This is a genomic window from Actinobacillus vicugnae, assembly GCF_901687125.1.
GTDB classification, from domain to species: domain Bacteria; phylum Pseudomonadota; class Gammaproteobacteria; order Enterobacterales; family Pasteurellaceae; genus Actinobacillus; species Actinobacillus vicugnae.
The window spans coordinates 1-2,281 of sequence record NZ_CABFJY010000032.1 but is presented as its reverse complement, the minus strand read 5'-3'; the positions used below and the strand labels follow the sequence as shown (position 1 = coordinate 2,281).

Annotated in this window: 3 protein-coding genes; all 3 read right to left on the bottom strand. The window is 37.9% G+C overall.

All coding sequences use genetic code 11. The features are described from left to right. The coding region (locus F8M47_RS07295; protein ID WP_150539465.1) for a hypothetical protein at positions 1-291 on the bottom strand (291 nt) is incomplete at its 3' end. Further along, the gene (locus F8M47_RS07290) at positions 292-1,254 is read right to left on the bottom strand and encodes a DUF4123 domain-containing protein (RefSeq protein ID WP_150539464.1); all 963 of its coding nucleotides are present in this window, start codon (positions 1,252-1,254) and stop codon (positions 292-294) included. Continuing rightward, positions 1,251-2,281 (bottom strand): type VI secretion system Vgr family protein (locus F8M47_RS07285; RefSeq protein ID WP_150539463.1); only part of this gene is annotated, 1,031 nt, incomplete at its 5' end. The genes F8M47_RS07285 and F8M47_RS07290, both read right to left, overlap by 4 nt.

Here is a 2,281-nt window from a genome sequence, read left to right as displayed (position 1 = left end):
TCCCCCATCGCGTTCTTCAGCAATAAATTCACGATATTCTTTCATTGGCAAAGGTGATTTACCATCTGCTGCAGATATCGCATTAGGCTTTTGACATTCTTTAATATTTTTATCGGTATAGTAAGTTGCCCAATATTCAGGTAAATAATCTACTGACTTTTTACCGTAAAACGTGCGCCATTGGGTTTCACTGTAATCAGGCTCGTTTTTAGATTGCGATAAATCCTCAGCAAAACAACCTGTGCTGATATTTATCATAAAGAAGATTAGGGGGAATTTTAGATATTTCATTTAGTTTACCTTAGTATTTTTTAAAACCGTTGCTATTCTTTCAATTTTTTCTTCACTTGAATAAGATTGAGATAATAGCTTTATTATTTCACTCTCATTATCATTCCATTGCGCTGTGTAACCAAAATGCAAATTAATTAACGTTTCAATCAGTACATCTTCCATAATTTGATATTGAATACACATATTGGCTAGTTTAATTAAAATTTGGTGTAACGCGAATAATGAATAATGATGACGAATAGACTGATTGAGCAATAATCTTGCACGAATACGGTGAATAAGATATTTTATTCGCGCGACAATTAAGCTGTGATGTTGTTTAGCTGAAATATGCCAATTTTGTTGAGAATAGTTTATAGCTGGAAGTTGAGTGCGTGTAATAAGTTGTGGTTGTTGTGTTTGAAGATCAATTTCCTGTTGAGTGAAATTATCGTTTTCATCCATATAGTAGTGATTGATTTTATCTGGGAAATCCGTTAAATAGACAACTTCTAAGCAAAATCCTATTGCCTCTTCTAGCTGATTTTCCTCACGCAATGCAGGTAGCCATTCTGTTAATATGGTGGGGGTATAACAGCGAAAAATCACAGGCTTATTATCAACAGTTAGTGCATTGCACAAATAACTGATTTGTAATGAAAAGGCTTGAATATCTAAGGGACTAACAAATAACGCCGTCCATCTATTGAAAAAAGCCTGATTGATTACCCACTCATCAAACAGTTGATTATCGCCAAGGCGTGCAATTCTCGGACCAACATCTTCAAAGCGCGTATCAAAAAGCATAAAAGGCTCTTTATACTTTATATTTGAACGAAAAAAGAGGTCTTTTATTTCTTCATCAAGGTTTGGTTCAAGCACGACATAAACAAAATGTTTTTGCGCTAAATAATGCTTGAGCATATTCGCTAAACTTTGTGTAACCGTTGCTTGTTGTTCTTCACTTAGTAATTCTTTCATTCGTTTGCTTTTTCCAAATCACAGTCTTTTGTTAAAGGTAAGCCTTGATTTACGCTGTTGTTAAAGCTATTTACAATGTTATAAGAACCGCTTTCAATCGCTAAATTGCCTTTGATTTTAACACGCCCTACCAACATCACGCCGTTACTATCTACCACAATTTTGCCATTTCGACTTTCAATAGTAACAGATTCATAGCCTTTTGTTTTCACATTATTGGAAAGCATTTCAAATAGTTCCCCACTGCTAATGTGGATATTGCCTTTTACCTCGGTTGTTTGAGAGCCACCCACTGAAAGCGTATTATTAGCATAAACATTGATTAAGCGATGATTGCCTATATTCAGAATTTCATCTTTTTCGATGTTAGTTTTACGATCACGGTGAATAGTATTGTGTTGATCACGACCGATTGTTATCCTTTCATCAACTTTGACGGTTTCCGTTCGATTATTGCCAATGTCAATAATTTCATTATTCGCTACCTGTTCAGTGCGATCATTACCAATAGTAATATCTTCATTGCGCCCTACTAATTCCGTGCGGTCATTGCCAATCTGCGTGGTTTCATCATGATTCACCACGTTGTTTTGGTCTTTTTGTGCATGGATAAACACTTCTTCTCGGTCTTTTTCATCTTCAAAGCGTAGTTCGTTAAATCCGTTGCCTTTGTGGGTTTTGGATTTAATACTCATGCGCGTTTTATGCTCGGGGAGATTGTAGGGGGGCTCGGTGGTGCTGTGATAAGTTCTGCCTGTGATGATGGGTTGGTCTGGGTCGCCTTCGAGAAAATCCACAATCACTTCATGTCCAATACGCGGAATGGCAATATTGCCGAATTGGGCGCCTGCCCAAGCTTGGCTCACGCGTACCCAGCAAGAGCTGTTTTCGTTATTTTCACCCACTCTGTCCCACGGAAACTGAATTTTGACTCTGCCCCATTCGTCGCAGTAGATTTCTTCGCCCTCTGGACCGACAACATGAGCCATTTGCGGGCCATCTACTTTCGGTTTCGGATTCGGCGTCG

Coding starts and splice junctions, on each gene's coding strand:
- F8M47_RS07290 (WP_150539464.1), bottom strand. CDS start 1,254: ATGAAAGAATTACTAAGTGAAGAACAACAAGCAACGGTTACACAAAGT.